The sequence below is a fragment of the Sphingomonas liriopis genome (assembly GCF_024211255.1).
Classification (GTDB): Bacteria; Pseudomonadota; Alphaproteobacteria; order Sphingomonadales; family Sphingomonadaceae; genus Sphingomonas; species Sphingomonas liriopis.
On the sequence record NZ_JAMLDY010000002.1, the window covers coordinates 191199 to 214770 of the forward strand.

At 65.6% G+C, this 23572-nt stretch carries 21 protein-coding genes and 1 pseudogene; 9 read left to right on the forward strand and 13 right to left on the reverse strand.

Annotated features, from left to right (window positions below):
• Positions 1–9 precede the first annotated feature (9 nt).
• From M9979_RS02290 to M9979_RS02330, 9 genes are all read right to left on the reverse strand, one after another.
• Entirely contained in the window at positions 10–435 is a 426-nt protein-coding gene (locus tag M9979_RS02290; protein ID WP_254287715.1) for a MerR family transcriptional regulator, read from the reverse strand.
• A gap of 36 nt (positions 436–471) precedes the next feature.
• A complete protein-coding gene (locus M9979_RS02295) occupies positions 472–969 on the reverse strand; it encodes a hypothetical protein (RefSeq protein WP_254287716.1) in 498 nt (165 codons plus the stop codon).
• The gene (hisI, locus tag M9979_RS02300; RefSeq protein ID WP_254287717.1) at positions 966–1325 is read right to left on the reverse strand and encodes a phosphoribosyl-AMP cyclohydrolase; all 360 of its coding nucleotides are present in this window, start codon (positions 1323–1325) and stop codon (positions 966–968) included. The genes M9979_RS02295 and hisI overlap by 4 nt, the downstream gene beginning before the upstream one ends.
• 302 nt (positions 1326–1627) lie before the next feature.
• On the reverse strand, positions 1628–2077 hold the full coding sequence (locus tag M9979_RS02305; protein WP_254287718.1) for a hypothetical protein: 450 nt from the start codon (positions 2075–2077) through the stop codon (positions 1628–1630).
• A gap of 333 nt (positions 2078–2410) precedes the next feature.
• Positions 2411–3235, reverse strand: a complete 825-nt coding sequence (locus tag M9979_RS02310) for a hypothetical protein (protein WP_254287719.1) — start codon at positions 3233–3235, stop codon at positions 2411–2413.
• Positions 3236–3259: 24 nt separating this feature from the next.
• On the reverse strand, positions 3260–4000 hold the full coding sequence (locus tag M9979_RS02315) for a hypothetical protein (RefSeq protein WP_254287720.1): 741 nt from the start codon (positions 3998–4000) through the stop codon (positions 3260–3262).
• An 80-nt stretch (positions 4001–4080) separates the two neighbouring features.
• Positions 4081–4371 (reverse strand): glycosyltransferase, encoded by a 291-nt coding sequence (locus M9979_RS02320; RefSeq protein WP_254287721.1) that lies wholly within the window; start codon positions 4369–4371, stop codon positions 4081–4083.
• A gap of 204 nt (positions 4372–4575) precedes the next feature.
• Complete coding sequence (locus M9979_RS02325) at positions 4576–4998, reverse strand: MerR family transcriptional regulator (protein ID WP_277998353.1); 423 nt, start codon at positions 4996–4998, stop codon at positions 4576–4578.
• 19 nt (positions 4999–5017) lie between these two features.
• Entirely contained in the window at positions 5018–6703 is a 1686-nt protein-coding gene (locus M9979_RS02330) for a long-chain-fatty-acid--CoA ligase (RefSeq protein WP_254287722.1), read from the reverse strand.
• A gap of 125 nt (positions 6704–6828) precedes the next feature.
• On the opposite strand from M9979_RS02330, the gene M9979_RS02335 reads away from it, so the two are divergent.
• The 7 genes from M9979_RS02335 to paoC all read left to right on the forward strand — a co-directional run bounded on the left by M9979_RS02335 (position 6829) and on the right by paoC (position 16539).
• Positions 6829–7965, forward strand: a complete 1137-nt coding sequence (locus M9979_RS02335) for a thiolase family protein (RefSeq protein ID WP_254287723.1) — start codon at positions 6829–6831, stop codon at positions 7963–7965.
• Between the two features lies 1 nt (position 7966).
• Positions 7967–10285 (forward strand): 3-hydroxyacyl-CoA dehydrogenase/enoyl-CoA hydratase family protein, encoded by a 2319-nt coding sequence (locus M9979_RS02340; RefSeq protein ID WP_254287724.1) that lies wholly within the window; start codon positions 7967–7969, stop codon positions 10283–10285.
• A gap of 430 nt (positions 10286–10715) precedes the next feature.
• Entirely contained in the window at positions 10716–11126 is a 411-nt protein-coding gene (locus M9979_RS02345; RefSeq protein WP_254287725.1) for a DUF2147 domain-containing protein, read from the forward strand.
• 147 nt (positions 11127–11273) lie between these two features.
• A complete protein-coding gene (locus tag M9979_RS02350; RefSeq protein ID WP_254287726.1) occupies positions 11274–12575 on the forward strand; it encodes an OmpP1/FadL family transporter in 1302 nt (433 codons plus the stop codon).
• 171 nt (positions 12576–12746) lie between these two features.
• Positions 12747–13382: an aldehyde dehydrogenase iron-sulfur subunit PaoA gene (gene paoA, locus M9979_RS02355; protein WP_254287727.1), complete on the forward strand. Its 636-nt coding sequence runs from the start codon at positions 12747–12749 to the stop codon at positions 13380–13382.
• The gene (locus M9979_RS02360; RefSeq protein WP_254287728.1) at positions 13379–14335 is read left to right on the forward strand and encodes an FAD binding domain-containing protein; all 957 of its coding nucleotides are present in this window, start codon (positions 13379–13381) and stop codon (positions 14333–14335) included. The genes paoA and M9979_RS02360 overlap by 4 nt, the downstream gene beginning before the upstream one ends.
• Positions 14332–16539, forward strand: coding sequence for an aldehyde oxidoreductase molybdenum-binding subunit PaoC (paoC, locus tag M9979_RS02365; RefSeq protein WP_254287729.1), 2208 nt, complete (start codon positions 14332–14334; stop codon positions 16537–16539). Before M9979_RS02360 ends, paoC begins: the two co-directional genes overlap by 4 nt.
• A gap of 253 nt (positions 16540–16792) precedes the next feature.
• On the opposite strand, the gene M9979_RS02370 is transcribed toward paoC, so the two are convergent.
• Positions 16793–17140: a hypothetical protein gene (locus tag M9979_RS02370; protein WP_254287730.1), complete on the reverse strand. Its 348-nt coding sequence runs from the start codon at positions 17138–17140 to the stop codon at positions 16793–16795.
• A 426-nt stretch (positions 17141–17566) separates the two neighbouring features.
• On the opposite strand from M9979_RS02370, the gene M9979_RS02375 reads away from it, so the two are divergent.
• Complete coding sequence (locus tag M9979_RS02375; RefSeq protein ID WP_254287731.1) at positions 17567–18931, forward strand: cryptochrome/photolyase family protein; 1365 nt, start codon at positions 17567–17569, stop codon at positions 18929–18931.
• A 380-nt stretch (positions 18932–19311) separates the two neighbouring features.
• On the opposite strand, the pseudogene M9979_RS02380 reads toward M9979_RS02375, so the two are convergent.
• Together M9979_RS02380 and M9979_RS02385 are read right to left on the reverse strand one after the other, a co-directional pair.
• A pseudogene (locus M9979_RS02380) lies at positions 19312–19650 on the reverse strand (PAS domain S-box protein); the annotation flags it as partial.
• A gap of 26 nt (positions 19651–19676) precedes the next feature.
• On the reverse strand, positions 19677–20567 hold the full coding sequence (locus tag M9979_RS02385; protein WP_254287732.1) for a LysR family transcriptional regulator: 891 nt from the start codon (positions 20565–20567) through the stop codon (positions 19677–19679).
• A gap of 96 nt (positions 20568–20663) precedes the next feature.
• Here M9979_RS02385 and M9979_RS02390 point away from each other — a divergent pair, with 96 nt between their 5' ends.
• Positions 20664–22754: a malate synthase G gene (locus M9979_RS02390; protein WP_254287733.1), complete on the forward strand. Its 2091-nt coding sequence runs from the start codon at positions 20664–20666 to the stop codon at positions 22752–22754.
• A gap of 97 nt (positions 22755–22851) precedes the next feature.
• On the opposite strand, the gene M9979_RS02395 is transcribed toward M9979_RS02390, so the two are convergent.
• Entirely contained in the window at positions 22852–23550 is a 699-nt protein-coding gene (locus M9979_RS02395) for a pirin family protein (RefSeq protein WP_254287734.1), read from the reverse strand.
• Positions 23551–23572 lie beyond the last annotated feature (22 nt).

Below are 23572 nucleotides of genomic sequence, written 5' to 3' on the forward strand. Positions count from 1 at the left end.
CCTAAAAGATCAGGCGTGTGGGTCGGCGGTGTGGACGGCCTCGACGGCCCCCACGAACTCGTGAAGTTCGGCGATGGCGGCGTCGATGTCCTGCTTCTGCCGTTCGAGCAGCGCGATGCGCGCGCGGCAGCGGTCGATCGACACCTGCCGCTGCACGCGGCGCCCGTCGCCCAGATCGTACAGGTCGATCATCTCGCGGATCTCGCCCAGCGAGAATCCGACGCGCTTGCCGCGCAGGATCCACGCCAGCCGAGCACGGTCTCGATGCGAATAGATGCGTTGCGTGCCGCGGCGTTCGGGCGCGATCAGCCCCTCGTCCTCGTAGAAGCGCAGCGCACGCGCGGTGACGCCGAACTCGTCGGACAGGTCGGAAATGGTGAAGGCGTCGCGATCGTGGCGATGTTCGATCACGGCGTAAGCGGGTGTCGAGGCCATGTGCGTCAGTTACGTCACGTTTACGTCAACGTCAACCTACCTCGCCGTCCCACAAAGCAATTTCCCCGCCGGTGTGCGCAGCGTTTCCGCCTCGGACGTCGAGGGGCTGAGATGCTCGACGGTCAGCGCCGCGAGCGAGGCGCGCCCGGTGCACAGCCGGTCGCACGCCGCCGGCAGCTCGGCCGGAAACACGATTCGCTCGCCATCGAACGCCGCGTCGAAGCGGCACGCGCCGAAATCGACCGCGACGCTCGCCCCGCGACGCTGCGCGGTGCCGGCGGCGGCGCAGCCCTGCCCCTCGCCATAATCGATCAGCGCCCCGATGCGCAGCCGGTCGCCCTCCCCCGGCACGACGCACAGCCGATCGGTATCGCGCGCCCATGACCCGACGACGCTCGCCTTGGCAGGATCGCCGACCAGCCCCACTTGCACCGCCGCCGCCTCCAGCCGCGCGCCGGGCGTATCGGCGGCAGGCTGGCGTTGCGGCGATCCGCAACCCGCGAGCAGCACCACCACCGCGAGCGGCGCCCTCATGCGATCCGCTGCAACCGGTCGCCCTCGACCTTGCGATAGAAACAGCTCGCCGCGCCGGTATGGCACGCCGGCCCGGCGGGATCGGCGATCACCCACAGCGCGTCCTGATCGCAGTCGATGCGCAGTTCGACGACGCGCAGCACGTTGCCACTGGTCTCCCCCTTCTTCCACAACCGCCCGCGGCTGCGCGACCAGAAGGTCGCCTCGCCGCTCGCCTGCGTCAGGGCCAGCGCCTCGGCATTCATATGCGCGACCATCAACAGCGCGCCTTTGCGGTCGGTGACGACCGCGGTGATAAGGCCAGCGGCATCGTATTTTGGGTGGAGGACAAGCTCGGTTTCGCGAGGATCGGGCATGAGGGGGGTCCTACACGTCCCACACCCCATTCGTCATCCCCGCGAACTCCCCTCCCGTTTGCCCTGGTGAGCAGGTCGTCGAGGCCCCCGGCCTCGACTGAATCGTCCGGGGGACGTTTCACCTGCTCACTGTCGAGTGGCAGGTAAGACTCATCGTACTTCGACAGGCTCAGCACGAACGGTGTGCTAAAACGTCGCGTCGCTCGTCTCCATCTGCCGAGTTAACAGACCAATGGCATGATTTCCCGCGAGCAGGCCACGACGCTCATATCGATGGGCCCTGACCTTAATACTGTAGTCAATTAAGTGCCTGTCTTCTCATCGCACAATTTTAGATCGTTATTCTTTTCAAAATGAACGGGTGGCGGGCCATCCACTTTCCCCACGAAACACCATCCCTTCATATCGATGTCGTGTCTATTCATTGGTAATGAAGTAATTTTGTTATGAGTAAGATCGATCATTATATCTGCCCCCGCCCCTAAAACTAACAGCCCCCTGTCGTCATGATCGATATAAAAGCGAGCCTGCTGTGCCGGACCCCAGTCCTCCCACATGGGATACTTTCGCTCAATTTGCCTTGATGAAACAACCAAGGAGTATTTTCCGTCGGAAAGTCCTGGCGTAGCAATTTGCCATTTTATCTGAGCATCGCTTTCCTGTAATGGAATGCGAATCTCTCTTGGACTTTCTGAGCAAGACATCACCATGCTCAGCATAAGTAGCTGAGCCGGGCACATTGACAGCGCCATGAAAGATATCTGATTTTTCATAGCCGACTTTCGTTGCAACTACCGGGGTCGTCTAGAGGCTCTCCATAGCTTACATCATGCACGGCGTCGATACCGCTGAAATGGGTTCAGCGAAAACCTATGACTACGTGGTTACCGTACGTGTAGGTTGCTGCGACAAACCCATCGGCGAGGTCGACGAAATTTGTTGAATGCCCTTCCAAAATTAGTGGCTTGAATGTGGCATCGAGATCACGGTTCAATACGTGCAGGGAACTTCCGATGTTGTAAGATTCCATCGCAAGTAAGGCTAGGTCGAGGCTTTTTTGATTTGTAGATGGAGCGGTCATTGGTCTATCTCCTCATCGCATATATGAAAAAAGGAAGATGTTCGGCCGAGGCTGCGCGGTCGTCTATTCTATCCGAGAAGTCCAGCTTACCCTTCATCAACGGTAGAATCCTTTTTAGATCTTCTGTAACCGGATGATCCGTCATTTGAAGGGTCGCGTCGAGAAAGCGAATTCTGTTAGACCTATCAAAGTATACGCGATCTGCGTCGATCAATGAAAGTTTGCGGGGATCGCCGGATCCATTTGATTCCGAGAAGGTAAAGCAGAACAGCGCCTTGCGAGCCTTGTGATCGGACGTCCATCCGACGATGGGTCGTCCGTTTCCTTCGCAAACAAGTTTGCCAGGAATGTCTCTGATGGTTGAAATTGACCTGAGTAATTCCACTTCGTCCCGGCCCTTATATGGCGAGATATCCGCAAATAGAACTCGAGGCAGATTACCTGCGCCGAGCGTCGGATTTCGAAAGGAGGTCGAACTCCTGCCGGGCGGTGAGCTGTGAAGCATTGCGAATATGTAATGGTTGGGGCCGATTTCGATGGGGATGGCATCGCCATGAAAGGCACCTTCATAGCGACTTACCAGCGGTATCATGGGCCGTGAGACGGAAGCGGACCAAACGGCGCTTCCTGTACGTGGCTTGCCGTCCACCAACAACGACACCGTCACGCGATAGTTGGCTGTCGCCCGGTTGTTTGAAAGCGCGCACGCCGTCGTTGCGACCGTCAGGCCGAGACATGCGCCCATCAGGTTTCGTCGTATGGACATAGCGGTCCTCTTTTGATCACTGTGCTGGATTCGACATGCGGCGCCGTAGAGGTCGGCGATCAACGATTGGATGGAGCGGTCATGGGTCTATCTCCTCATCGCATATATGAAAAAAGGAAGATGTTCGGCCGAAGCTGCGCGGTCGTCTATTCTATCCGAGAAGTCCAGCTTACCCTTCATCAACGGTAGAATCCTTTTTAGATCTTCTGTAACTGGATGATCTGTCATTTGAACGGTCGCGTCGAGAAAGTGAATTCTGTTAGACCTATCAAAGTATACGCGATCTGCATCGATCAATGAAAGTTTGCGGGGATCGCCGGATCCATTTGATTCCGAGAAGGTAAAGCAAAATAAGGCCTTGCGAGCCTTGTGATCTGACGTCCATCCGACGATGGGGCGTCCGTTTCCTTCGCAAACAAGTTTACCGGGAATGTCTCTGATGGTTGAAATTGACCTGAGTAATTCTACTTCGTCACGTCCTTTATAGGGTGCGATATCTGAAAATAGAACGCGAGGCAGACTACCTGCGCCGAGCGTCGGACTTTGAAAGGCGAGCGAACTCCGACCGGGCAGCGAGTCTAGAAGCATTGCGAATATGTAATGGTTGGGGCCGATTTCGATGGGGATGGCATCGCCATGAAAAGCACCTTCATAGCGACTTACCAGCGGTATCGTGGGTCGCCATACGGAAGCGGACCAAACGGCGCTTCCTGTACGTGGCTTGCCGTCCACCAACAACGACACCGTCACGCGATAGTTGGCGGTCGCTCGGTTGTTCGAAAGCGCGCACGCCGCCGCTACGACCGTCAGGCCGAGACATGCGGCCATCAGGATTCCTCGTATGGACATAGCGCCCCCCTTTTGACGACTGTGCTGGATTCGACATGCGGTGCTGCAGAGGTCGGCGATCAGCGATTGCGGCATATTTTCCGGAGTTCTTCCATGGCGGCGGGCCCTCTGATCAGCGGGCGGATCCGCCGACGTGAAAGATCGGAATCTGCGGCTTGAAACGCCGCGTGGATTTCAGCTGGGCCGCAATGTGGAGGGAGGCACAAACCGACGCCCGCCTTTGACAGGGCACTGCATGCGATGTCCTTCTCCAGATCGGTCGGCAGGATGATCTGTGGGATGCCATGAAGAAGTGCGTGGCTCGCCGCCCCCGTTCCGCCGTGGTGGACGAACACGCGCGTGGTGGCCATGAGGCCGGACAGATCGAGAGGAGCATCGGAGACGGAATGGATCCGGCTCCCTCGATGACTTTACCCCCGCAGTACGCTTCGACTTTGACGGTTGAAGATTTGAATGCCGCGATGACTGCTTTCACAGCTGGGTGATCGGCCGGCAGGTAGATCCTCACAGCCTTTAGGCCTGTTATCTGGAAATGACGCATGCGTAGCGCAGCCTCACCCCACCGCTCGCTTCGCCTCCGGCTCATGCGCATGCACCCGCGCCAGCGCCTCGCCCTCCAGCTTCGCCAGTTCGCCCAGCGTCTGGTCGAGCGCGTCGCGTTGCGCCTCCAGTTCGTCGATCCGCATCCGCACGCGTTCGGCGAGCGCGCGCATCTGTTCCAGATGCTGCGGATCGGCGTCGTACAGATCGAGGAACTCGGCGATATCGGTCAGCGAGAAACCCAGCCGTTTGCCGCGCAGGATCAGCTGCATCCGCGCGATCTCGCGCCGGCGATAGACGCGCGTCGTGCCGATCCGGCACGGCTCGATCAGCCCCTTGTCCTCGTAGAAGCGCAGCGTCCTGGGCGTGATGCCGAGCATGTCGGCCACCTCCTGGATTCCCTGCAGTTCCCCCCTGTCTTCCCCGGCCCCGTTCATCACCCTCTCCCGCCGCGGCTTAGCGCGCGGCTTTGCGCAGTTCCTCCTCGACCAGTTCCTTCTTGGAAAGCTTGCCGATCAAGGTCTTGGGGAGAGTGTCGCGGATTTCGACCTCGCGGGGAAGCTCGATCTTGCTGATCTTGTCGCGCAGGAAGTCACGCAGCACGGTGCCGGTCACCGCGGGGTCGTTGACCACGACGAACGCCTTGGGCGCCTGGCCGCGATGCGCGTCGGGGACGCCGATCGCCACCGCCTCGACCACCGCGGGGTGCTCGTACAGCGCCTCCTCGATCACGCGCGGATAGACGTTGTAGCCGCCGCACAGGATCATGTCCTTGATCCGGTCGACGATGAACAGATAGCCGTCCGCGTCGAGATAGCCGACGTCGCCGGTGCGCAGCGCGCCGTCCGCGAACGCCGCCTCGGTCTCGGCGGGCTTGTGCCAATATCCCGCCATCACCTGCGGCCCGCGCGCGCAGATCTCGCCCTTCTCCCCCGCCGGCACGATCCGGCTCGGATCCTCGCGGTCGCGGATCTCGATCGTCGTGCCGGGAAACGGCAGCCCCGCCGAGCCTTCCTTGTTGACCCCTTCGAACGGGTTGCAGGTGATGATCGGCGACGCCTCCGACAGGCCATAGCCCTCGACCAGCTTGGCACCCGCATTCGCCTCGAACGCATGGCGCACCTCGGCGGGCAGCGGCGCACCGCCCGAGATGCACACCTTGATCGTCGACAGGTCGGGCCGCTCGTCGGGCCCGAGATTGGCGAGCGCGTTGTAGATCGTCGGGACCGCGGGGAAATAGGTCGGCCGGGTGCGCTTCAGCGTGGCGAGCAACTGCGTCAGCTCGAAGCGCGGGAGCAGGATCATCTCCGCTCCGACAAGAGTCGAGAAGGTCAGCACGTTGGTCAGCGCGAAGACGTGGAACAGCGGCAGCACGCCGAGCACGCGATCCTGATCCGGGGTCTCGCCGCCGACATGGATCAGCATCGCATCGGTATTGGCGACGATATTGGCATGGGACAGCATCGCCGCCTTGGGCACGCCGGTGGTGCCGCCGGTATATTGCAGCACCGCGACCTCGTCCGGCGCGACCGGCACCGGGGTCGGCGAGCGCCGCAGCTTCATGAAGTCGGCGAAATAGAGATGCTGCGGCGTGGCGCGCGCGCGGCCGATCTCCTTGCGCTTGAAGAGCCTGTAGCCGAACCGCTTGAGCGCGGGCAGCACGTCGGCGATCGGGCAGCTGACGACGTGGCGGATGCCCGTCTCGCCCGCGACCTTGAGCACGCGCGCCTGGATCTCCGCGACGTCGGCGGTGACGATGATCTCCGCGCCCGAATCGGCGATCAGATGCGTCAGCTCGCGCTCGACGTAGAGCGGGTTGACGTTGACGACGATGCCGCCCGCCTTCAGCGTCGCATAGAACAGGATCGGATAATACGGCGTGTTGGGCAGGCAGAGCGCGACGCGCGTGCCCTTCACCACGCCCAGCGCCTGCAATCCCGCCGCGGCACGATCGACCGCCACCCCCAGTTCGCTCCAGGACGTGATCCGTCCCATGAAGTCGATCGCCGCGCGGTCTGGAAAGCGGGCCACCGATCGGTCGAGCAGGTCGCCGAGCAGGCGCGGATGGCTCGGCAACGGCAGACCCTGCTTGATCGCCAGCGGCGCATGCACGCCCGTGTCGATGTTGGCGGTGTCGCTCATCCGTGCTTCCTCTCGAACTCTCGTCATCAAGCATATTGTCGGCTTATGCCACTTGACGTAATGGGAAGGTATCGCACCTATACGGCATCCCGCAAGTGCGGATGCGTGAAGTTAGAGAGGATTTCATGACCAACGTCGTCATCGCCGGATACGCGCGCTCGCCCTTCCACCTCGCCGGCAAGGGCGCGCTCGCCCGCGTCCGCCCCGACGATCTCGCCGCGCAGACGATCCGCGGGCTGATCGAGAAGACCGGCGTCGATGCGGCGCAAATCGAGGACATCATCCTCGGCTGCGCCTTCCCGGAAGGGGAACAGGGCCTCAACGTCGCCCGCCTCATCGGGTTGCTCGCCGACCTGCCGCTGTCGGTCGGCGGCATGACGGTCAACCGCTTCTGCGGATCGTCGATGAGCGCGATCCATATCGCGATGGGCCAGATCCAGATCGGCGCGGGCGAGGCGTTCATCTGCGCGGGCCTCGAATCGATGAGCCGCATCCCGATGGGCGGCTACAACCCCCTGCCCAACCCGGCGCTCGCCAAGGCGAACCCGGGCGCATACATGGGCATGGGCGAGACGGCGGAGAACGTCGCGACCAAATACCAGATCACGCGCGGCGAGCAGGATGCCTTCGCGGTGACCAGCCAGCAGAAGGCCGCCGCCGCCCGCGCCGATGGTCGCCTGACCGACGAGATCGTCCCGATCACCACCAAGGCCGGCACGGTCAGCGAGGACGGCACGATCCGTCCCGACACCACCGTCGAAGCGCTCGGCAACCTCAAGCCCGCGTTCAGCCAGGAGGGATCGGTGACTGCCGGCACCTCGTCGCCGCTGACCGACGGCGCCTCGGCGGTGCTCGTCACCTCCGAGGAGTTCGCGCAGAAGCACGGCCTCAAGATCCTCGCCCGCATCAAGGCGGTGGGCGTGTCGGGGATCGAGCCCGAGACGATGGGCCTTGGGCCGATCAGCGCGTCGCAGAAGGCGCTGGCGCGCGCCGGCGTCTCGGTCGCCGACCTCGACGTGGTCGAGATCAACGAAGCCTTCGCCAGCCAGGCGATCGCCTGCATCCGCGACCTCGGCCTGAAGCCGGAGACGATCAACCTCGATGGCGGCGCGATCGCGATCGGTCATCCGCTCGGCGCGACGGGCGCGCGCATCGTCGGCAAGGCCGCGGCGCTGCTCGAGCGTGAGGGCGGCCGCTATGCGCTGGCGACCCAGTGTATCGGCGGTGGCCAGGGTATCGCCACGGTGCTGGAGCGCGTATAACATGAGCGACGCAATCAAGAAGGTGTGCGTGATCGGTGCCGGCGTGATGGGCGCCGGCATCGCCGCACAGGTCGCCAACGCCGGTATCCCCGTGCTGCTGCTCGACATCGTGCCCCGTGAGGGCGACGATCGCGATGCGGTCGCCAAGGGCGCGGTGGCGAAGATGCTCAAGACCGATCCCGCGCCCTTCATGTCGAAGGGTGCGGCGAAGCTGGTCGAGACGGGCAATATCGACGATCATCTCGGTCGCGTCGCCGAATGCGACTGGATCGTCGAGGCGATCGTCGAGCGGCTCGATATCAAGCAGGCGCTCTACGCCAAGCTGGAGGCATTGAAGCGTCCCGGCACGGCGGTGTCGTCGAACACCTCGACGATTCCCTTGGGCCATCTGGTCGAGGGGCGCTCGGACCAGTTCAAGGCCGATTTCCTCATCACCCACTTCTTCAATCCGCCGCGCTACATGCGGCTGATCGAGATCGTCCGTGGCGCACACACCGACGCCGCCGTGGCGGAGCGGGTCGAGGATTTCGTCGACCGCTTCATGGGCAAGCGCATCGTCCGCGCCAAGGATACGCCGGGCTTCATCGCCAACCGCATCGGCACCTATTGGCTCGCCGTCGCGATCAACGCGGCGATGGATCAGGGGCTGACCGTCGAAGAGGCCGACCAGATCGGCGGCCGGCCGATGGGCGTGCCGAAGACGGGTATCTTCGGCCTCGTCGATCTCGTCGGCGTCGACCTGATGCCGTTGCTGTCGAAAAGCCTGTCGTCGACCCTGCCGCAGGGCGATCCCTATTTCGACACCGTGCGGCCAATGCCGCTCGTCGACAGGATGATCGCCGAGGGCTTCACCGGCCGCAAGGGCAAGGGCGGCTTCTACCGCTTCGACAAGGCGACCAGGACCAAGCTCGCGCTCGACCTCGCCACCGGCGACTATCGCGAAGGGATCAAGCCCGCCGCGCTGCCGCCCAAGGCGGAAAAGGACCTCGCCGCGCTGATCGCGGTGCCGGGCAAGGTCGGCGATTACGCCTGGGAGATCCTCGGCAAGACGCTCGCCTATGCCGCGATGCTGGTTGGCGAAGCCGCCGACGACGTCGTGGCGATCGATGACGCGATGAAGCTCGGCTACAATTGGAAGTTCGGGCCGTTCGAGCTGATCGACAAGATCGGCGCCGCCACATTCGCCGCGCGTCTGCGCGACGAGGGCCGCAGCGTACCCGCGATCCTCGACACGGCGGGCGATCGTCCCTTCTACCGCGTCGTCGATGGCAAGCGCCAGTTCCTCACGCTCGCGGGCGAGTATCTGGATGTCGTGCGCGGCGAGGGCGTCGTGCTGCTCGAGGATATCAAGCTCGGTGCCGAGCCGATCGTCAGCAACGCCTCGGCGGCGCTGTGGGATATCGGCGACGGCGTCGTCGCGCTCGAATTCACCACCAAGATGAACGCGCTCGACGGCGAGATCATGGGCCTGATCCAGCAGGCGATCCCGCTGGTGCAGGATCGCTTCAAGGCGCTGGTGATCTACAACGAAGGGTCGAACTTCTCGGCGGGCGCCAACCTCGGCATGGCGATGTTCGCCGTTGCCGCGGGCATGTGGGGCGAGATCGAGAAGCTGATCGCTGGCGGGCAGCAGGCGTTGAAGGCGCTGAAATACGCCCCCTTCCCCGTCGTGTCGGCGCCCGCCGGCATGGCATTGGGCGGCGGGTGTGAGGTACTGCTCCATTCCGACGCGGTGCAGGCGCATGCGGAAAGCTACATCGGCCTCGTCGAATGCGGCGTCGGGCTGCTCCCTGGCTGGGGCGGCAATGGCGAGATGCTCGACCGCATGGCGAAAGCACCGATGATGCCGCGCGGCCCGATGCCCGCGGTCGCCAAGGCGTTCGAGACGATCTCGACCGCGCAGGTGTCCAAGTCGGCGGCGCTGGCGAAGGAGATGATGTTCCTGCGCCCGACCGACGGCATCACGATGAACCGCGACCGCCTGCTGGCCGACGCCAAGGCCAAGGCCCTGTCGCTGGTCGACGGCTATGTCGCGCCGGAGAAGCCGACCTTCCGCCTGCCCGGCGAGAGCGGCCGCGTCGGCATCGCCGGCGTCGTCGATGGTTTCCGCAAGCGGGGCATCGCGACCGAATATGACGAGGTCGTCTCGGGCCGCCTCGCCACCGTGCTGACCGGCGGCGAGGCCGATCTGGTCGATATCGTGCAGGAGGACGACCTGCTCACGCTGGAGCGCGAGGCGTTCATCGACGCGGTAAAGGACCCGCGGACGCAGGCCCGCGTCCAGCAGATGCTGACCACGGGCAAGCCGCTGCGCAACTGATGCGCGACCGGTGAATGGGGCCCCGGCATGGGCCCCACTCACCCCGTCACCCCGGACTCGTTCCGGGGTCCACCGTTCCGCCGGCGAAGCGCTCGCGCCTCGAGCCCTGCGCCTCGCCGCAGAGTGGACCCCGGAACAAGTCCGGGGTGACGGCGTATTGCTGGCAAGCGCGCCGCGGCCATGACGGATACGGCGAACGCCAGGCTTCGAGCCATCGCCAACTATGACACGACACTTGACACATCACGCCATCAGGCTAGTCGGGCCGCAAGTTGCCGTATACGGCAATGTGCTCGCGGTTAGGTAACCGTTCATCTTGGAACGGTCATGATGGCGACACCCCGTGACCGTACGCATACGGCGCGCCGTTACCGTGGACTGTTCGATGCGCGCAGCTGTTAGCGCGCATCACTCGGAGAGGAGATTTTTCATGTCGCTGCTTCTGCTCGGTGCCCTGCTCGCCGCGGCGCCCGCGCCCGCCGCCGACACCGCGATCGGCCGCTGGAAGACCGAAACCAAGAACGGCATCGTCGAAATCCAGCGCTGCGGCGCGTCGATCTGCGGTCGCCTGCTCTCGTCCGACCTGCTCCGTCAGCGTCCCGACCTGAAGGACGCCAACAACCAGAACGCCGCGCAGCGTGGGCGCCCGCTCAAGGGCCTGCTGCTCATCAGCGGCTTCACCGCCGACGGTGATGCCTGGGCCGGCGGGCAGATCTACAACCCCGACGACGGCAAGACCTACAAGGCGAAGGTCACGCCGACCGACGCCAATACGCTGAAGGTCCGCGGCTGCGTGTTCGTGCCGCTCTGCAAGACGCAGACCTGGACCCGCGTGCGCTGAACCCTCGATCCGCGTGACCCGCGCCCGCCCGTTCGCCCTCAGCCTGTCGAAGGGCATTGAGACTCATCGTATTTCGACAAGCTCGGCACGAACGGTGTGAAACCGCCCCCCCCGCCCCCTTCCCAGTAACGCTTTAGGAAAACCGCTATGTCCCTTCGCTTCAAGGCTCCCCTGCTCGCCACCGCCGTCCTCGGCTCGTTCGGCTTCGCGACCGTCGCGCACGCCCAGGCCTTTTACCTTCAGGAACAGTCGGCGCGCGGCGCCGGTCGCGCCTTCTCGGGCGAAGTGGCCGACACCGGCCCTCAGTCGCTGTGGTGGAACCCGGCGTCGATCGCCGGCATGGAGCGTGGCGAAGCCGCGATCAACGCCTCGGGCATCCTGCCCAAGGGCAAGGTCGTCAACAACGGCACGCTGATTCAGCGCACGCCCGCCGGCCAATATGCCGCCGTCGGTGGCGATCAGGTGTCGCGCAACCCGATCGACAAGGGCCTGCTGCCGTCGGGCGCGATCGCCATGCCGTTCGGCCCGGTCGCGATCGGCCTCGCGGTGACGTCGCCCTACAGCTTTACCACCGATTACGATTCGACCAGCTGGACCCGCTACAGCGCGACCCGCACCAAGCTGCAGACGATCGACATCCAGCCGTCGATCGCCATCGCGCTGACCGACTGGCTGCGCGTTGGCGGTGCCGCCAACGTCGAGCACGTCTATGCCAGCCTCGGCAATGCGCTGCCCAATTTGTCGGCGGCGCTGCCCGACGGCCGCCAGCGGCTGGAAGGCGACGGCTGGGATCTCGGCTGGAGCGCGGGCGTGCAGCTGCACAACGACTGGGCGACCGTAGGCATCAGCTACAAGTCGCGGATCGAGCATACGCTGAAGGGCGACCTGCTCGTCGAGGGCCTCGTCGGGCCGCTCGCGACGCAGAACCGCACGCTCAACGATATCGAGGCGAGCTTCTACACCCCCGCGCAGACGATCGTCGGCGCCCGCATCCGCGCCACCCCCGCGCTGACGCTCAACGGCCAGGCGGTGCGCTACAACTGGAGCAAGTTCGACGCGATCCGCCTCGGCGCGCCGCTCAACAGTGCGCTGCCGGAAAATTATCGTGACAGCTACAGTCTGGCAGGCGGCCTCGATTATGCCGTTTCGCCGCAGCTGACGCTGCGTGCGGGCGTGCAGCGCGCGACGACGCCGACGCAGGATGGCCTGCGCGACGCGCGCGTGCCGGATGCCAACCGCTGGAACTATGGCGCCGGCGGCACCTTCCAGATCACGCCGAAGTTCGGCATCGATCTGGCGGCAAACTACGTCGACTTCGAGGATACGACGATCGACCGCCGCACCGCGGCCTATGTCGGCACCGCGGCACAGACCAACATCCTGACCAACGGGCGGCTTGAGGGCGCCCATGCCGTGGTCGTCTCGGCCGGCGCGCACGTCGGTTTCTGATCCTGCGATCCGGGTTCCGTCGCGAACGGTGGAACCCGGGCCTGCCTTGCCGCGTACTCTTCCCCAAGCGTTTGCTCTGGTTGGATAAGGCGCGGTAAGCCCCGTCCAGAGCCGATCGGCGATCGGGATCGTGAAGGTCCCGGGGCTCGACAGCATCACGGGGGCTTCCTTATGAGTCAGAACGAATTCCAACTGTCCCGCCGCGGCGTGATCGCGGCCGGGACCGTCGGCGTTGCCGCGACGGCGCTGCCCGCCGAGGCCGCGACGCCGCCGCTGCAGGACCGCGCGATGACCCCGACGATGCCGGTGACGCTGAAGGTCAACGGCCGCACCAGCCGCCTCGACCTCGACACCCGCACCACGTTGCTCGACGCCCTGCGCGAACATTGGAAGCTGACCGGCACCAAGAAGGGCTGCGACCACGGCCAGTGCGGTGCCTGTACCGTGCTGGTCGATGGCCGCCGGATTAACTCGTGCCTGACGCTGGCGGTGATGCACGACGGTGACGAGATCACCACGATCGAAGGCCTCGGCAAGCCCGACGACCTGCACCCGATGCAGGCGGCTTTCATCAAGCACGACGGCTATCAGTGCGGCTATTGCACGCCGGGGCAGATCTGCTCGGCGGTGGCGGTACTCGACGAGATCAAGCGCGGCGTACCCAGCCATGTTCAGGCCGACATCACCGCGGGCGCGTCGCCGACCGCCGTCGAAATGCGCGAACGGATGAGTGGCAATATCTGCCGCTGCGGCGCCTATTCCAACATCATCGACGCGATGAGCGAAGTGGCGGGGACCAAAGCATGAAGGCCTTCACCTACGAACGCGCCGAAAGCCCCGCCGCGGCAGCGGCTGCCGTCGCCGCCAGGCCCGGCGCCAAGTTCATCGCCGGCGGCACCAACCTGCTCGACCTGATGAAGCTACAGATCGAGGAGCCCGTCCACCTCGTCGACGTCAACCGCCTCGCGCTCGACAAGATCGAGCCGACGCCCGATGGCGGCCTGCGCATCGGCGCGCTGGTGCGCAACACCGACCTCGCCGCCGACGAACGCGTCCGTCGCGACTATGGCGTGCTCACCCGAGCGATCGTCGCCGGCGCCAGCGGCCAGTTGCGCAACAAGGCCACAACAGCAGGCAATCTGCTCCAGCGCACCCGCTGCCCCTATTTCTACGACACCAACCAACCCTGCAACAAGCGCAAGCCCGGCTCGGGTTGCGCCGCGATCGGTGGTTATAGCCGCCAGCTCGGCATCATCGGCACAAGCGATGCCTGCATCGCCACCTACCCGGGCGACATGGCGGTGGCGATGCGCGTGCTCGACGCGACGGTGGAGACGGTCCAGCCCTCCGGCAGCACGCGGCACATCCCGATCGCCGACTTCCACCGCGTGTGGGGTGATACGCCGCACATCGATACAAATCTGCAGCCGGGCGAGCTCATTACTGCAGTGACGCTGCCCAAGCCCGTCGGCGGTACGCACATCTATCACAAGGTCCGCGACCGCGCTTCCTATGCCTACGCCCTCGTTTCCGTGGCGGCGATCCTGCAGCGCGACGGCAGCGGTCATGTCGCGATCGGTGGTATCGCCCCCAAGCCGTGGCGCGTCGAGGCGGCGGAAGCCGCGCTGCCGCAGGGCGCCAAGGCGGTCGCGACCCGGCTGCTCGCCGGTGCCCGCCCCCGCCCGGACAATGCCTTCAAAGTGCCCCTCGTCGAGCGCACGCTCGCCGCGGTGATCGCACAAGCGAAAGACGCAGCATGAAGTTCGACCAGCCTGCGGGCCAGAACCCGATCGACCAGTTGAAGGTCATCGGCAAGCCGACGAACCGCATCGACGGCAAGTTCAAGACGACCGGCACCGCGCCCTATGCCTATGAGCGCCACGACGCCGCGCCCGATGCGGCGTACGGTTATGTCGTCGGGGCGGGGATCGCCAAGGGGCGGATCACCGCGATGGACCTCACCGCCGCCAAGGCCGCACCCGGCGTGCTGGCGATCGTCACCGCCGATACGGCCGGACCGCTGGTGAAGGGCGATTTCAATACCGCCAAGCTGCTCGGCGGCCCGGCGATCGATCATTACCATCAGGCGGTCGCGCTGGTCGTCGCGGAGACGTTCGAACAGGCGCGTGCCGCCGCAGCGCTGATCCGTGTCGATTATGCGCGCGACAAGGGCCGCTTCGACCTCGACACCGCGCTCAAGACCGCGCCGCTGAAGGGCGACGACGACAAGGCGCCCCCAGTCCATCGCGTCGGCGATTTCGAGAAGGCGTTCGCCGCCGCACCGATCAAGCTCGACGCTTTGTACGAAACGCCCGACCAGAGCCACGCGATGATGGAGCCGCATGCCTCGATCGCGTCGTGGGCGGGCGACAAGCTGACGCTGTGGACGTCGAACCAGATGATCGCCTGGGGCAAGGGCGACGTCGCCAAGACGCTCGGCATTCCCAAGGACGATGTCCGGCTGATTTCGCCCTATATCGGCGGCGGTTTCGGCGGGAAGCTGTTCGTCCGCGCCGATGCGATCCTCGCCGCGCTGGGCGCGAAACAGGCGGGCCGGCCGGTCAAGGTGGCGCTGCAACGCCCACTGATGATCAACAATACGACGCACCGGCCGGCGACACGCCAGCGCATCCGCCTCGGCGCGGGCGAGGACGGCAAGTTGACCGCGATCGCGCATGAGAGCGGATCGGGCGATCTGCCCGGTGGTGGCCCCGAGACCGCGGTGTCGCAGACCCGGTTGCTCTATGCCGGCGCCAACCGCCTGACGTCGATGCGGCTCGCGGTGCTCGACCTGCCCGAGGGCAATGCGATGCGCGCGCCCGGCGAAGCGCCCGGGCTGATGGCGCTCGAGGTCGCGATGGACGAGATGGCGGAAAAGCTGAACATGGACCCGGTCCAGTTCCGCATCGTCAACGATACGCAGGTCGATCCCGAAAAGCCGGGCCGCAAATTCTCGCAGCGTCAGCTGGTCGAATGTCTGCGCATGGGGGCCGACAAATTCGGCTGGTCGCAGCGCAATGCGAAGCCGCGTTCCGTCCGCGACGGGCGCTGGCTGGTCGGCATGGGGGTCGCCAGCGGCTTCCGCAACAACATCACGATGAAGTCGGGCGCGCGGGTCGGCATCGACAAGAAGGGCATGGTCACCGTCGCCACCGACATGACCGATATCGGCACCGGCACCTATACGATCATTGCGCAGACCGCTGCCGAGGTGATGGGTGTGCCGCTGGAGAAGGTGAACGTGCTGCTCGGCGACAGCAGCTTCCCCGTCGCCGCCGGGTCGGGCGGCCAATGGGGCGCCAACAGCTCGACCGCGGGCGTCTATGCGGCGTGCATGAAGCTGCGCGAGGCGGTGGCGCAAAAGCTCGGCTTCAATTCCGCCGACGTCGAATTCGCCGATGGCAAGGTCCGCTCGGGCAACCGCAGCGTGCCGTTGGCGCAGGCGGCGGGCGACGCAGGCCTGTCCGCCGAGGACAGCATCGAGTTCGGCGATCTCGCCAAGAAGGAACAGCAATCGACCTTCGCCGGCCATTTCGTCGAGGTCGGCGTCGATGCCTATACCGGCGAGATTCGCATCCGCCGCATGCTCGCGGTGTGTGCGGCGGGGCGCATCCTGAACCCCAAGTCGGCGCGCAGCCAGGTGATCGGTGCGATGACGATGGGCGTCGGCGCCGCGCTGATGGAAGAGCTCGCGATCGACAAGCGCTTCGGCTTCTTCGTCAATCACGATCTCGCCAGCTACGAGGTGCCGGTGCATGCCGACATTCCGCATCAGGAGGTGATCTTCCTCGAGGAGGTCGATCCGATGTCGTCGCCGATGAAGGCGAAAGGTGTCGGCGAGCTCGGCCTGTGCGGCGTCGGCGCGGCGATCGCCAATGCGATCTACAATGCCAGCGGCGTGCGCATCCGCGAATATCCCATCACGCTCGACAAGGTCATCGCCGGCACCGCGATGGTGGCGTGATATTCTCCGACATCAGCGAAACATATTGAAAAAGAAGTGATCTTGTTCACGCGGAGGCGCGGAGGACGCAGAGATGTTGGGCTTGCTGCGTCGGTCACGTTCACCATCAGGCGATGACGATCAAAGAGCTACGCTGTCCGCGCGATACACCTCCGCGCCCTCCGCGCCCTCCGCGCCCTCCGCGTAAATCATCTTCGGTATGCGGGGCATCTTGACGTCCAAGGTCCGTCGCGCCCGGCCTCTTCGTTCTGCGTTAAGGTGTTTCGAGAGGCTCGGCACGGACAGCGGTTTGGGTATCCCGCGCCACCGTCACCTCTGCGACATGCAGCGGATAGTCGCGATCGTCCTCCGCCATCCAGACCTTGCCTGTGCGATCGGTCAGGTAGAAGCGGCAGTAGCTGCTGCGATCCCCTTCGAAGCGCAGGCATATGCGATCGGGCGTCACCCGATAGCGGCCGGCCGAATCCGGTCTGTCGTTGAAGCGCAGCGTATAGTCGTCGCCGACCGCGGCGAACCGTTCGACCGGCGGTACTGCGCCGCGACGTGTTTGCAAGCTGCCACGCACCAGCTGTTCGAGCGCCGTGCCACGGACGAGTGTCATCTGTTCCGATCCGCGGATCGGGACCGGCAGTCGTGGCGCTGCGGGGTCGGGTGCCGATGGCGAACAGGCGCCGAGCAGTGCCGCTGCGATTATGACTCGTTTGAGCGCTACGTCCTTCATAGGACAGGGCCGTAGCACGTCTATGAAGCGGAAACCCAACCATCGCTTCAGGGGAGTGCAAGGCCTCTGCCCACCTCACCCGTCATGCCGGACTTGTTCCGGCATCCACCGTGCCGCGAGCGTTTGAGCCTGTGGTCGAGTGGACCCCGGAACAAGTCCGGGGTGACGGTGGTGTGTAGCACGCTCCCTCGCCCCACCAGCGATCGATTTAATTAAGCGGAATTGTGGGGGACGAACAGCCTTCTCCACCGGCAGTTGCGTTGCCCGAACGGAACCGCGCAGCGCGCCCGAACGCTTGGATCGGCGATGACCGTACCGAACCTGTTGTGGCTCCGTCAGGACCTGCGCCTCCACGACCAGCCCGCCCTCGTCGCCGCCAGTCACGAAGGGCCGGTGATCCCGGTCTATATCCTCGACGACGACGCACCCGGGCCATGGGCGATCGGCGGCGCACAGCGGTGGTGGCTGCACCATAGCCTCGCCGCGTTGGACGTGCGCCTGAAGGCCAAGCATAGCCGCCTGATCCTGCGCCGGGGCAAGACTGTCGATGTACTGCAACAGCTGCTCGACGAGACCGGTGCCGGCCAGATCCATGCGATCCGTCATTACGAGCCCTGGTGGCGCAAGGCGGAGGATGCGCTCGCCGACCGGATCGTGCTGCACGACGGCAACCGCCTCGCCCGGATCGAGGACGTCACCACCGGTGCCGGCACGCCGTTCAAGGTCTTCTCGTCGTTCTGGAAGGCGTTGCAGTCGCACCTCCCGCCGCCCGAGCCGCTTGCCGTGCCACGGGCGATTCATGCACCGGCTTCATGGCCTGCCAGCGATGCGCTCGCCGACTGGCGATTGCTGCCGCACAAACCCGACTGGGCGACGCGCTTTGCCGAGGACTGGATCCCGGGCGAGGCCGAGGCGCTGGGCAAGGCGAAGGACTGGCCCAAGGAGGTCGCCGCCTACGACCGGCGCCGCAATCTGCCGTCCGAAGAGGGCACGTCGCGCCTGTCGCCGCATTTGCACCATGGCGAGGTTTCGTCGGCCACGATCTATCATGCGCTCGGCCACGATGCGGCGTCCGCCGCCTTCCTGCGCGAACTTGCCTGGCGCGATTTCACTGCCGGCGTGCTGCTCGCGCTGCCCGACTACGGATCGGTCAATGGCCGGCGCAGGTACGACGCCTTGCCGTGGCGCGACGATGCCGACGCGCAGCACGACCTGAAGGCATGGCAGCAGGGCCGCACCGGCTATCCGATCGTCGATGCCGGCATGCGCCAATTGTGGGCGACCGGCTGGATGCACAATCGCGTGCGGATGATTACCGCCAGCTTCCTGGTCAAGCATCTGCTGATCGACTGGCGCGCGGGCGAGCGCTGGTTCTGGGACTGCCTGATCGATGCCGACTACGGCAACAATTCGGTCAATTGGCAGTGGGTCGCCGGCACCGGCGTCGATGCCAACATGTTCGGACGGATCATGGCGCCGCTCGGCCAGTCAGAGAAGTTCGACGCGGCGGATTATATCCGCGACTGGGTGCCCGAGCTTTCCGGCCTGTCCGATACGACGATCCACGATCCCGACGCGCATGGCGTGCGCCCGCGCGGGTATCCCGCCAAGATCGTCGGGCATCGCGAAGGGCGCGAGCGGGCGCTTGCCGCCGCGGCGACGCTACGCTGACGGGGTGCGGTGCCGAAGGGCGCGACGACGTCCTCCATCGTCTGTTGTGCGAGCAGCGAAATGCGCAGCGGTGCCGCAAGGTCGAGCAAGCCGACTCGTTCCACCTCGACGAGGCGGCGCTGTTCGAGCACGCCGATCCAGCGCAGCGTCGTGCGTTCGCTCTGGCCGATCAGCGCGGCTATGCACCGCGGCGTCAGCGATCGCCCCTCCAGTTCGGCGAGATGCAGGTGGAGCAGCGCTTCCAACGCTGGCGCACCGATCAATTCGTCGCCGAACCGCTGCTTCACCGATGTCAGCACGCGGGTGACGTCGAACGCGCAACGGCGGATATGCGCGACGTCACGGATCACCTCCGGCTCGCTCGCGACGGTGAAGGTGGCGAGGATACGGCGAGGGCCGACGCCGTCGCTGACCGGCGAGATATGGCTGCTGACCCATTGCAGCGTGCCGTCGCCGCGCACGTAGCGCTTGGTCATCGCATAGCCGCGATCCTCGCGATTGAGCTTCGCCAGCAGCATGTGGTTGAGCGTGCGATCCGCCGCCGCGGTGAAATCGAGCGCCGAACGCCCGACGATCTCGCCCCGCGGTCGGCGGAGGAGCTCGAGATAGGCGTCGTCCGCTGCGACGATCGTGCAGCGCTCGTCCGTGATACATTGCGCCAGCGGCGTCGCCCGAACCGTCATCGCGTCCCCCGAGCGGGTTAAGCTACAACAAAGCATTGCCTAAGCAAAGACTTGGGCGAGCATCAGCCCCAGTAGGCGGGATCGATCGTCTCCTGCAGGAACCGTACGAATGCAGTCACCGCGGCCGGCACCGCCGCGCTCGCGAGATGCACGGCATAGATGCCGACGTCGCTCGACCCCTCCCAGTCGGGCAGCACCCGCACCAGCCGTCCGTCGCGGAGTGCCTCACCGACGTCCCACAGCGAGCGCAGCGCGATTCCCACCCCGCCCAGCGCCAGTTCGCGTACCATCTCGCTCGAATTGGTGCGGACGTGGCTGGTGCCGTCGATCGCCGCCGTGCGCGTCGCGGACACCAGCCGCCATGGCATCTGGCCCTCCGCCGCGAGCAGGCGATGGCGTGAGAGATCGTCGACCGACGCCGGCATGCCCTGCGCCGCCAGATAGGCCGGGGCGGCGCAGAGGATGCGGCGGCTCGTTCCCAGCCGTTCCGCGGCGATCCCGGCCGGCACGTTGGCGGCGATGCGGATCGCGCAATCCACCCGCTTCCCGAGCAGGTCGACGAAGCCGTCGTCGAGGTCGAAGGTCAGCGCGATTCCCGGATAGGCGGCAAGGAACGCGCCCAGATGCGGCGCGACGTGCAGCCGCCCGAACGAGGTCGGCGCCGAGACCTTGAGCCGCCCTGCCGGCGCTTCCCGCGCGCCGGTCACCCGCGCCTCCGCCTCGGCCAGCGCCGACAGAATGCCGCCGAGATCGTCGCGGAATCGCTCGCCCGCGGGGCTGAGCGCCAGCCGCCGCGTCGTGCGATGCATCAGCGTCACGCCCAGCCGCCGTTCGAGCCGCTGCAACCGCTTCGACACCATCGCCGGCGACAGGCCGAGCGCCCGTGCCGCTGCCGACAGGCTGCCACCGTCGGCCACCGCGACGAAAAGGGCGTAATCAGGATCGAGTGCCATTCGTGCCCGTATGGAGAAGGTGTTTCAACATCTTCGCCTCTACCGCGATGATCCGTGGGGGTCTAGTAATGGTGCGTCATCAAGGGATCATGTGTCATGACGAACCGTGCCGGGCTATCCATCGCCCCCGAACTCGCCACCTTTCTCGAAGAACGTGCGCTGCCGGGCACCGGCATCGACCCCGCAGCCTTCTGGACCGGCGTCGCGGCGATCTTCGCCGATTTTACGCCAGCGAACCGCGATCTGCTCGCGACGCGCGATCGGCTGCAGGCGGCGATCGATGGCTGGCACCGCGACAACGCCTTCGATGCCACCGCCTACGAAGCGTTCCTGCGCGATATCGGCTACCTCGTCGCCGAGCCGGCGCCGTTCGCGATCGACCCGGCGAACGTCGACGCCGAGATCGCGACGATGGCTGGGCCGCAGCTCGTCGTGCCGATCCTCAACGCGCGCTTCCTGCTCAACGCCGCCAACGCACGCTGGGGCAGCCTGTACGACGCGCTGTACGGCACCGACGCCTTGCCCGGCACGGCCCGACCCGGCGGCTATGATCCCGCTCGCGGTGCGCAGGTGATCGCCTGGGCGAAGGCGTTCCTCGATTCCGCCGTCCCGCTCGCCGGCGGCAGCTGGAGCGACTGGACCGGCGGTACGCCCGCTCTCGCCGACCCGGCGCAGCTGGTCGGGCGCAACGGCGACAATCTGCTGTTCCGGCACCATGGCCTGCACATCGAGGTGGTGATCGACCGCGACCATCGCATCGGCCGCGACGATCCCGCCGGCATTGCCGACGTCATCCTCGAATCCGCGCTGACCACGATCTGCGACCTTGAGGATTCGGTCGCGGCGGTCGATGCCGGGGACAAGGTCGCGGCCTATGCCAATTGGCTCGGGCTGATGCGGGGCGATCTGTCCGCCAGTTTCGACAAGGGCGGCCGAACGCTGACCCGCACGCTGGAGGGCGACCGCAGCTATACCGCGCCCGACGGCGGCACGCTGACGCTGCCCGGGCGCAGCCTGTTGTTCGTCCGCAACGTCGGCCATCTGATGACCAATCCCGCGATCCGCCTTCCCGACGGCAGCGAGGCGCCGGAGGGGATCCTCGACGCGATCGTCACCAGCCTGATCGCGCTGCACGACGTCAACGGCCCGCGCCGTAACAGCCGCGCCGGATCGGTCTATATCGTCAAACCCAAGATGCACGGGCCGGACGAGGCTGCCTTCACCAACCGCCTGTTCGACGCGGTCGAGGACCTGCTCCGCCTGCCGCGCCACACGATCAAGGTCGGGCTGATGGACGAGGAGCGACGCACCAGCGCCAATCTCGCCGCGTGCATCCATGCGCTGCGTCACCGGCTGGTCTTCATCAACACCGGGTTCCTCGACCGCACTGGCGACGAGATGCACACGTCGATGCGCGCCGGCCCGATGATCCCCAAGGCGGACATGAAGGCGAGCGCCTGGATCGCGGCCTACGAGAACCGCAACGTCCAGATCGGCCTCGCCTGCGGCCTGTCGGGCAAGGCGCAGATCGGCAAGGGGATGTGGGCGGCGCCCGACCGGATGGCGGACATGCTCGACCAGAAGATCGGTCATCCGCAGACCGGCGCCAATACAGCCTGGGTGCCCTCGCCCACCGCGGCGACGCTGCACGCGACGCATTACCACCGCGTCGACGTCTTCGCTCGCCAGCGCGAGCGTGGCGCCGAACCGGTGGCGAGCCTTGCCGACCTGCTGACCATCCCGGTCGCCGCGGCGGGACGCAACTGGCAGCCCGACGAGGTCCGCGCCGAACTCGACAACAATGCGCAGGGGATCCTCGGCTATGTCGTGCGCTGGATCGATCAGGGGGTGGGGTGTTCCAAGGTCCCCGATATCCACGACATCGGGCTGATGGAGGATCGCGCGACGCTGCGCATCTCGTCGCAGCATATCGCCAACTGGCTGCTCCACGGTGTCGCGACGCCGGCGGAGGTCGACGCCGCCTTCACCCGCATGGCGGCCAAGGTCGACGGGCAGAACGAAGGCGACCCGCTCTATCGGCCGATGAGCGGGCATGCCGACGACAGCCTCGCCTATCGGGCGGCACGTGCGCTGGTGTTCGAAGGGGTGGAGCAACCCAATGGCTATACCGAACCCCTGCTCCACCGCTTCCGCGCGGAGCGGAAAGCGGCGGATGCAATGGCTTAGGCTAACTCATCCCCGCCGTTCGCCCTGAGCCTGTCGAAGGGCCTGAGTCTCACCTGTGCTTCGACAGGCTCAGCACGAACGGTCGGGTTGCGGGGCGTTAGCCCGCGTCGACCAGCACGATCTCGGCATCCTCGCGCGCGGTCACGCGCAGCACCGGCTCGTCGACGATCGCCGCGCCGTCGCGCGCGTTCAGCGCGACGCCGTTGACCTCGATCGCGCCCGTCGCCGGCACCAGATAGGCGTGCCGTCCGGCGCCGAGCGCATAGTCCGCCGTCTCGCCCGCCTTGATCGTCGCGGCGACGACGCGGGCGTCGGTGCGGATCGGCAGCGCGTCGGTATCCTCGGCGAAGCCGCTCGCCAGCGTCACGAACCTGCCCGAACGCTCGCCCTTGGGGAACGGCTTGGCACCCCAGGACGGCGCACCGCCTCGCGCCTTGGGCTCGATCCAGATCTGGAACAGCGTCGTCGCGTCGGATTCGCGATTGTATTCGGCATGGCGGACGCCCGATCCGGCGCTCATCACCTGCACGTCTCCCGCCTCGGTGCGGCCGGTGTTGCCCAGGCTGTCCTGATGCGTGATCGCGCCGCTGCGGACGTAGGTGACGATCTCCATGTCGGCATGCGGGTGCGGCGGAAAGCCGGTGCCCGCGGCGATGACGTCGTCGTTCCACACGCGGATCGGGCCCCAGCCCATCCGCTTGGGATCATAGTAATTGGCGAACGAGAAATGGTGCTTGGCATCGAGCCAGCCGTGGTTGGCACCGCCGAGGCTGGCGAAGGGGCGACGTTCGATCATGGCGTATCTCCTGTGGGCAACA

Excerpts from the sequence above, each read along its gene's own strand:
- M9979_RS02290 (WP_254287715.1), bottom strand. The coding sequence starts at position 435 with ATGGCCTCGACACCCGCTTACGCCGTGATCGAACATCGCCACGATCGC.
- M9979_RS02295 (WP_254287716.1), bottom strand. The coding sequence starts at position 969 with ATGAGGGCGCCGCTCGCGGTGGTGGTGCTGCTCGCGGGTTGCGGATCG.
- hisI (WP_254287717.1), bottom strand. The coding sequence starts at position 1,325 with ATGCCCGATCCTCGCGAAACCGAGCTTGTCCTCCACCCAAAATACGAT.
- M9979_RS02305 (WP_254287718.1), bottom strand. The coding sequence starts at position 2,077 with ATGGCGCTGTCAATGTGCCCGGCTCAGCTACTTATGCTGAGCATGGTG.
- M9979_RS02315 (WP_254287720.1), bottom strand. The coding sequence starts at position 4,000 with ATGGCCGCATGTCTCGGCCTGACGGTCGTAGCGGCGGCGTGCGCGCTT.
- M9979_RS02320 (WP_254287721.1), bottom strand. The coding sequence starts at position 4,371 with ATGGCCACCACGCGCGTGTTCGTCCACCACGGCGGAACGGGGGCGGCG.
- M9979_RS02325 (WP_277998353.1), bottom strand. The coding sequence starts at position 4,998 with ATGAACGGGGCCGGGGAAGACAGGGGGGAACTGCAGGGAATCCAGGAG.
- M9979_RS02330 (WP_254287722.1), bottom strand. The coding sequence starts at position 6,703 with ATGAGCGACACCGCCAACATCGACACGGGCGTGCATGCGCCGCTGGCG.
- M9979_RS02335 (WP_254287723.1), top strand. The coding sequence starts at position 6,829 with ATGACCAACGTCGTCATCGCCGGATACGCGCGCTCGCCCTTCCACCTC.
- M9979_RS02340 (WP_254287724.1), top strand. The coding sequence starts at position 7,967 with ATGAGCGACGCAATCAAGAAGGTGTGCGTGATCGGTGCCGGCGTGATG.
- M9979_RS02345 (WP_254287725.1), top strand. The coding sequence starts at position 10,716 with ATGTCGCTGCTTCTGCTCGGTGCCCTGCTCGCCGCGGCGCCCGCGCCC.
- M9979_RS02350 (WP_254287726.1), top strand. The coding sequence starts at position 11,274 with ATGTCCCTTCGCTTCAAGGCTCCCCTGCTCGCCACCGCCGTCCTCGGC.
- paoA (WP_254287727.1), top strand. The coding sequence starts at position 12,747 with ATGAGTCAGAACGAATTCCAACTGTCCCGCCGCGGCGTGATCGCGGCC.
- M9979_RS02360 (WP_254287728.1), top strand. The coding sequence starts at position 13,379 with ATGAAGGCCTTCACCTACGAACGCGCCGAAAGCCCCGCCGCGGCAGCG.
- paoC (WP_254287729.1), top strand. The coding sequence starts at position 14,332 with ATGAAGTTCGACCAGCCTGCGGGCCAGAACCCGATCGACCAGTTGAAG.
- M9979_RS02370 (WP_254287730.1), bottom strand. The coding sequence starts at position 17,140 with ATGACACTCGTCCGTGGCACGGCGCTCGAACAGCTGGTGCGTGGCAGC.
- M9979_RS02375 (WP_254287731.1), top strand. The coding sequence starts at position 17,567 with ATGACCGTACCGAACCTGTTGTGGCTCCGTCAGGACCTGCGCCTCCAC.
- M9979_RS02385 (WP_254287732.1), bottom strand. The coding sequence starts at position 20,567 with ATGGCACTCGATCCTGATTACGCCCTTTTCGTCGCGGTGGCCGACGGT.
- M9979_RS02390 (WP_254287733.1), top strand. The coding sequence starts at position 20,664 with ATGACGAACCGTGCCGGGCTATCCATCGCCCCCGAACTCGCCACCTTT.
- M9979_RS02395 (WP_254287734.1), bottom strand. The coding sequence starts at position 23,550 with ATGATCGAACGTCGCCCCTTCGCCAGCCTCGGCGGTGCCAACCACGGC.